We start from the raw sequence: 6,953 nt of genomic DNA on the forward strand, positions 1-6,953 counted from the left end.
AAAGACACGAAACAGGCCTGAAGAATCTGACCAAATGCTCGTTACATTTTGTGTCGACGCAGAGTGCGGTGCAAATGAAGGCAATAGTCGGCATCCTTTTAGTTTCATTCATGAGTACTGCTTATGCTTCTAGCTTGTCTAACCTTGCAAGTGAGGCACTCCTGTCTGATGCCATTTTTCAGAGTGCAGAAGCCTCTTGGCGAGCGGGTATCGAAAAAGCGCCTCAGGGACGAGCTGGACTCCTGCCGCAAATTGGCGTTCAGCAAGTGATATATCGCAATGGCATGCGCATCCCGGGACAAACCGCACCAGGCTATTCAACTGTCGGTTTCACCCTCACGCTGAACCAGTCTCTCTTCAATTGGGCCGCTTGGGAGGCCTATCAGCAGGGCCAGCTCCTCGCAATAGATGCCGATCTGGCGTTGGCGCAAGCCAAGCAGGACGTACTTCTACGCGTGTCGCAGGCCTATTTCGCCGCATTGAACGCGCAGGACGATCTCGCGCTCGCGATTAATCACCGCAAAGCCGTCGCGGAACAATTGGTGCTCGCACAGCGCCGCTTCGCGTTAGGTGATGCGACGATCGTGGACACGAACGAAGCGCAGGCTGGTTTCGATACTGCTGAGGCAGATGAGATCGCTGCGCAAACTCGGCGGGACATGAGCTACACAACCCTTCAGAAGATTGTCGGTCACCGAGTCAGAAGCGTTAATGGGTGGCGCAATGAAATCAGCCTGCCTCCTGTCGAACCGTCAGACGTAGAGCAGTGGGCAAGCGCGGCGGCCACTTCAAATTACGACGTGCGCAGAAAGATGATCGCAACGCAACTCGCGGGTCGCGAGCGCAACAAGGCGCGCGCAGGCGATTACCCAACGGTCGCGCTCGTCGGCAACGTCAACAACGGTAACGCAGCGTTCATCAATGGTCAGACGAACTTCTACACCGGTGCGAACCGCGGTACCGCCGGTGCAATCGGCATTCAGATTTCGATACCGCTGACTGACGGTTTCACGACCCGAAGCAAGATTCGCGAAGCGCTCGCGCTGGAAGACAAGGCTCGCGATGATCTGGACGAGGCGCAACGCAGCGCCGGACTCGCGGCGCACGACGCTTATCTCGGGGTAACGCGAGGATTGGTGCAGACAGGCGCGCTTGCTACGGCAGTGCGGTCCGCTAACGTCGCGCTGCGGTCCAATCAGACCGGCTACCGCGTCGGTATTCGAGTGAACGCGGATGTGCTTGATGCAGAAGACAAGCTGTACAGAGCGCAGCGCGAGTTGGCGCGCGCCCGTGCGGAAACACTTGTGCAGGGCCTGAAGCTGAAAGCGAGCACCGCTGATCTCAGTGAGAACGATCTGCTCGCACTTGATGCGTTGCTGAGCGAGAGCGCTGTCTCGGCGCTTCCACGTTCCAATACACAGGCGGGACGCTAATGTACCGGCTCATCAAACGTCACCTGCTTATCGCGGCCGTGTTCGGCATTGCCTCGAATTTGCTTGTGCTCGCACCTACCATCTATTTGCTTCAGGTCTATGACCGCGTGCTGCCAAGCCAAAGCATCGAAACCTTGCTAATGCTGATGGCCTTCATGGTGATCGCACTCGGCATGAATTTCGGAGTTGACATTGCACGCAGCCGGATTTTGTCCGATCTGGGCTTGCAGATTGGCAATCGTCTCGACCGTTTGACGCTGGAGGCGCAGATTTCAGCGCATGCACGTCGCCTGCCGCAAAGGCAAATCGCAGGCCCGGGCGACGTCAATACATTGCGAGCATTTTTGGCCGGCACAGGTGTCATCGCCTTCTTCGACACACCTTGGTTGCTGGTTTATCTCATCGTTATCGGCCTCTTTCACTGGACATTGGCCCTGATTGCAGCGGTTAGTGCGCTTGTGTTGGTTTGCGTAGCATTGGCTAACGACCGGCTCACGCGGAAAGCCATCCAGTCATACCTAACGCGGCAACGCGAAGGGGATGTGTTCTATCAACAGATCATGCGGAACGCTGAAGTCATGACTGTGCTTGGGATGGTAGGAAACCTTGTCAGCGCTTGGGATTTGCGCAAGCGCGAGTACATCGCCGCGCAGCGCGACGTTTCCGACAGCAGCGCGTTCTATCGCGATATGACCAAGACGCTGCGACAGGCGATCCAGGTCATCATAATGGCCGCCGGAGCGGGCCTCGTGATAGCTGGTCATGCCACACCCGGGGTAATGTTGGCTACGACCATCCTGTTAGGCAAAGCCCTCGCACCCATTGAACAGTTGATCGGTAACTGGAAGCAAGCGGGCGAACTTCGCGAGGCTTGGCCACGACTGAATGCGTTGCTAGCCGTTCAGGCCGACGCTGATCCGGTGGAACTGCCGCAGCCAACAGGAGAAATTCGCGTCGAACACATCGCTTTTAGTGTGCCTGCGCGTACGCCAGGAATGGGACGGCTGTTGCTGCGCGGCATTGACTTCAAGCTCGCCGCTGGGCAGACGCTGATCATCACTGGTCCTAGCGCGTCAGGAAAGTCCACGCTACTACGTGTCATCTCCGGGCTTTGGAGTCCGCAAGGCGGCACCGTGCGGCTCGACGGCGCCGACATAGCGCAGTGGCCCAGGCCGTCGCTCGGGCGGTATCTCGGCTATGTGCCGCAGGACGTTGAACTATTCGCGGGCAGCGTCGCGGAAAACATTGCGCGTACCGCGAAGCCGTTGCCGCTCGACTCCGCAGCTATCGTTCGCGCCGCACAGCGTGCGGGCGTTCACGAGATGGTCCTGGGTTTGCCCCAGGGTTACGAAACGTTGATTGGAGATTCTGGCGAACTCTTGTCCGGTGGGCAACGCCAGCGCATTGCCCTTGCACGCGCTTTATATGGTGAGCCCGCTCTGCTGTTGTTGGACGAGCCGAACGCCAGTCTCGATACCGAAGGGGAAGCTGCGCTTGACCGGGTGATGCGGCAGTTGAAAGCCGATGGCGTGACCATAATTGCGGTCACTCACCGGCCATCACTGATAGCGCTTGCCGATCGAATCCTGCGCTTGAGGGACGGGCAAGTGGAGCAGTTTGGGCCGCCCCCGGATTTGCCTCAGACGGGAGGCGACCGGCTTGCTGGGGACATGCGTCCCGCTGAAGTAAACGAAATCGCTGACGTCGATATAACGATGCTTCACGCCACTCGTTCTTCGCTGAAGCCGATTCTGCAGCATGTGATTGAACCGCTGATCGGAGGCAACCGATGAGATGGTTTAATTTACGACGTTTAGCTGAAACCGCGCGTGGTTTATTGGAAGTCTCGCAGGTATCGGATGCAAACACGTTGCCGCTTCCCCGTCGGCTGATTGCGGTGAGTGCTGTGGGCGTTGCGATAGGGTTGGCCCTGATGTGGGGCTGGGCGTCGCTTGCTCCGCTGTCCGGTGCGGTCGTTGCCGAAGGCGTTGTGCGAACGGAAGGCGAGCGTAAGACGGTGCAGCATCAGGAGGGCGGCATTGTAAAAAGTATTTTGGTCCGCGATGGCGATCACGTGAAAGCTGGCCAAGTGCTGATCGTGATGGATAACGTTAGCCCAGCAGCCGAACTGTCCGCATTGCAGGCGCAGTATGACGCGGAGCAGGCGAAGATCGCGCGGTTGTTGGCCGAGCGTGAACTAAAGGACACAGTAACGTTTCCCGTCGCCCTTGCTAGTCAGCGTAATGATCCTCGCGTGGTCGAAACCCTAGCGCGCGAATCGGCTCTCTTTACGGCACGTCGTCGCTCGTTCGTTGAGCAGAGCTCAATGTTACGCACCGAAATCGCCCAGACGCGTCAGGAAATAGCGATTAACGCGCAGATGGTTCAGACAATGAGCCATAGCCACGAGATGGCAGGTCAGCAGAGGCGGACCAATGAAGCGTTGCAACTAGAAGGGTTCGTGGCTGAAACGAAAGTACTCGATCTGCGGCGTACCGAGGCCGATGCACTGTCACGCGTTCAGTCCGGCAATGCCGATCTCAGTCGCGCGAAACAGCGGCAGACCGATCTTGAGCTGAGAATCAACGGCCTGCGTAACGATTATGTGAAGACTGCTGACGACGAACTCAAAGACGCCACCACTCGTGCGGTCCAGATGAGCGAGAGGCTTCGCCCGGCTCACGATCTCTCGGCTCGTACCCGAGTAATGGCGCCGGTTGCCGGGGTGATTGTCGGGCTGAAGGTCCATACGATTGGGGCTGTGGTCGGTCCGCGAGAACCGATTGTTGATGTTGTGCCTGAAGGCGCGCCACTTAATGTGGAGGCGAATATCAGGCCGGACGACGTTCGGCAAATTGGGCCAGGAAGCCACGCCGATGTCCGCTTGACTGCCTATAACTCACGTACCACGCCCATGCTTGACGGCACGGTGACCTATATCTCGGCGGACGTTCTAAGCGACAGAGACAGGCAAACCCGTTTCTATGTTGTGCGCGTGGAGGTGCCGGCGCAGGCGGTGGAGAAAGCCAACCGCCTCGCTAAAGAACCAATCGCGCTCGGGCCGGGGCTACGCACAGAGGTGTATATCCGCAAGCGCGCGCGCTCGGCTTTTGACTATTTACTTGAGCCAGTCAAAGACGGGATTCGCAAGTCGATGCGGGATTGAGGCGGTTGTTCGATTTAAATACGAGCGGTTTTTTCCTAGTACTTCCGTCGAGTTGGAGCTGTGATGAACAAAAGAATATCGAGAGACTTGCTTCTTACCTATGTGGCATTAACAGGGCTCGTATCAGCCCAAATGTGTTTGGCTGATGACATACCGCGCCCTGAATTGGGATGTCGTTTGCTAGATGCTGACGGAACTCCGATAGATAGGGCTGATTTTTCCTTTCAGCAGCGAATCGCGGTCGGCCGGTGCATGAATACGGCAGAGCGGGATAAGGAGGTGGAAACGAAGCAGATGAAAAGCCAGCGGCAAAACATTGAAAACGCCAAGATCATGCGCAGATCGGAGAACCAACTTGCGATATCGGGTTTCCGGTCGCCTTGGCGGCCGTCTGGGTCGCCGCACACCGTGCCGGGAATTCCATGAGGCTATTTGGTAAGTAAGACACGAAGTACCGTGAAATTTTCTTAAGGAGAGGCACTGATGAAACCTGTTGAAAAAACTGTCGTCCCTAACGTTGCATTGGTTAGTAATTTGGATTATGCGAAGCCGCTGGATCGGTTGGAAGATCCTGTCGCAATTACAAGTCAGTTGAATTATCTGAAACCCGAAAATCCGCCGGAAGAGTCGGGTGTTTTTCGGTCGGATGGAGTAGTCTTCCAAAACATAGGGGGACCGAAAGACTTTACAGGAGTCGCTCTGTCGGGTGGCGCGCCGCTTATGAAATGAAAAAGATTAGCCTTTTATTAGCCGTCTCAGGCATGGCAATGCTCTCAGCGTGCGCACCTTTAAAACTAGATCAATTGCCGCCGCGAACGCCCACTGATTTCCTGCTGGATATCAAGGCGGTTGCTGACGAAAATGATTTTATTAACCTTGACGTCGTCGGTAAGAGATTGAGGATTGATCTTGTCTCCGGACCGGAAGAGTCAGTTTACGCCAGCGACGGCACAACCCTTCTCGGCTATGGAATAGACGTCGAACAGAAAGGAATGGCATCAGAGTATACGTCTGCCGACTTTCATTATCGAATATTTCGCCCGAAGGATCGTAGCTTCGACAGGGCTTTAGTTTCTCTATCGGTAAATACGGATGTGGTTTGTATGACCGAAGGTGATCTAAGGGATGTGTTTAAAAAACTAAATAAAAATATCAGTCCGCACGTATTGTTACCCTCATATTCTTACGATGGGCAAGGAAAAAGCGATTGGACGTATTTTAAATTTGACAGTAATGGATGTCTTTCACGGCTTGGTTTTTTTAAAAATAACGGAAGGAAGTAAGAGTCAATGGCTATTATCACCGGTAAAGAAAGAATGTTCGTCAACGTCAAGTTGACCGTGCTCGAATTGGAAGCGATTAATCGGAGTCCGACGCTTGTCGAGCAGTTATTAAAATATGACGCAGATGTGAACTATGGGAGCGTCAAGGAAATGAGAGTTAGTTCCAACGGGACAGGAATAAGCTGGGACACAAAAGAGGGCATCATAGAGTTGGGACGGTACGGCAATACAACGTACGACCAACTCGACCCACGCATTTTCGTGGGCGTGTTAGCTCACGAAATCGGGCATTACATCAACGATGCGCTTGACAAGGCGATGGACGCAAAATTTGCCGCCAAGATGCGAGACGATTTCGATGTGGCGGCAATGATCGGTGTGACCAAGGAGGCTGAGGCCGCCTACAACAACTGGCTGGTAGCGCGGGAAATTGTCCAGAGCGGCGGACAGCAAATTACTGTGTTGGGCGATCGTCCAGACTATGTCAGCACGCCGGGATATGACATCAATGGCATGCTGACTAAAATGTACGACGCAAATACCGGTAAGGTATCTGCGGCTGTTCTGAAGCAAGCGATGATTGAGGCCGCTGGCAGCTATGTGGCGCAGGCGAATCCGGGAGGCACCCCCGGAATGACCTATTACCAGTATTACGGTTCGGCATACGGCGCGACGCAAAAACATCTCGCTCAAGCACCTATCACCGACTTGAAGTATTCGTTTGACTTGGCTTCGGGGCTTTTAAAGACCATCACTTTCACGTTTTCGACTGGCCAGCAGCAGACTAGTCAATATGACGGGAACGTGCTGAGTACTGCCGCCCTTTACGGTACGAACGGCCAGATGACCGAATACGTGAAGTTCAATGCCAGCGGTTTCAAGACGCTGGATAGCTTCTATGTGAATGGCAGGGAGACGCAGCAATACAACTTCAACCTCGACAAGAGCTACACGAAATACGACTTCAACATCGACGGATCACAATCCGCGTCCCTGTATGGAGCGAACGGTCAAATGACCGAATACGTGAAGTTCAATGCCAGCGGTTTCAAGACGCTGGATAGCTTCTAT

Annotated in this window: 6 protein-coding genes and 1 pseudogene; all 7 read left to right on the plus strand. The window is 54.9% G+C overall.

The annotated features are described in order from the left end of the window. Positions 1-110: 110 nt before the first annotated feature. Entirely contained in the window at positions 111-1,433 is a 1,323-nt protein-coding gene (locus BSU04_RS27530; protein WP_256983330.1) for a TolC family outer membrane protein, read from the plus strand. Then, positions 1,433-3,226 (plus strand): type I secretion system permease/ATPase, encoded by a 1,794-nt coding sequence (locus tag BSU04_RS27535; RefSeq protein ID WP_089163526.1) that lies wholly within the window; start codon positions 1,433-1,435, stop codon positions 3,224-3,226. Before BSU04_RS27530 ends, BSU04_RS27535 begins: the two co-directional genes overlap by 1 nt. After that, on the plus strand, positions 3,223-4,599 hold the full coding sequence (locus tag BSU04_RS27540) for an HlyD family type I secretion periplasmic adaptor subunit (RefSeq protein ID WP_089163527.1): 1,377 nt from the start codon (positions 3,223-3,225) through the stop codon (positions 4,597-4,599). Before BSU04_RS27535 ends, BSU04_RS27540 begins: the two co-directional genes overlap by 4 nt. A gap of 63 nt (positions 4,600-4,662) precedes the next feature. Further along, on the plus strand, positions 4,663-5,025 hold the full coding sequence (locus BSU04_RS27545) for a hypothetical protein (RefSeq protein WP_089163528.1): 363 nt from the start codon (positions 4,663-4,665) through the stop codon (positions 5,023-5,025). A 57-nt stretch (positions 5,026-5,082) separates the two neighbouring features. Beyond that, entirely contained in the window at positions 5,083-5,328 is a 246-nt protein-coding gene (locus BSU04_RS27550) for a hypothetical protein (protein WP_089163529.1), read from the plus strand. Further along, positions 5,325-5,882 (plus strand): hypothetical protein, encoded by a 558-nt coding sequence (locus tag BSU04_RS27555; RefSeq protein ID WP_089163530.1) that lies wholly within the window; start codon positions 5,325-5,327, stop codon positions 5,880-5,882. Before BSU04_RS27550 ends, BSU04_RS27555 begins: the two co-directional genes overlap by 4 nt. A 6-nt stretch (positions 5,883-5,888) precedes the next feature. Next, positions 5,889-6,953, plus strand: a pseudogene (locus tag BSU04_RS27560) (hypothetical protein); the annotation flags it as partial.

The sequence above is a fragment of the Caballeronia sordidicola genome (assembly GCF_002220365.1).
GTDB lineage: Bacteria > Pseudomonadota > Gammaproteobacteria > Burkholderiales > Burkholderiaceae > Caballeronia > Caballeronia sordidicola_C.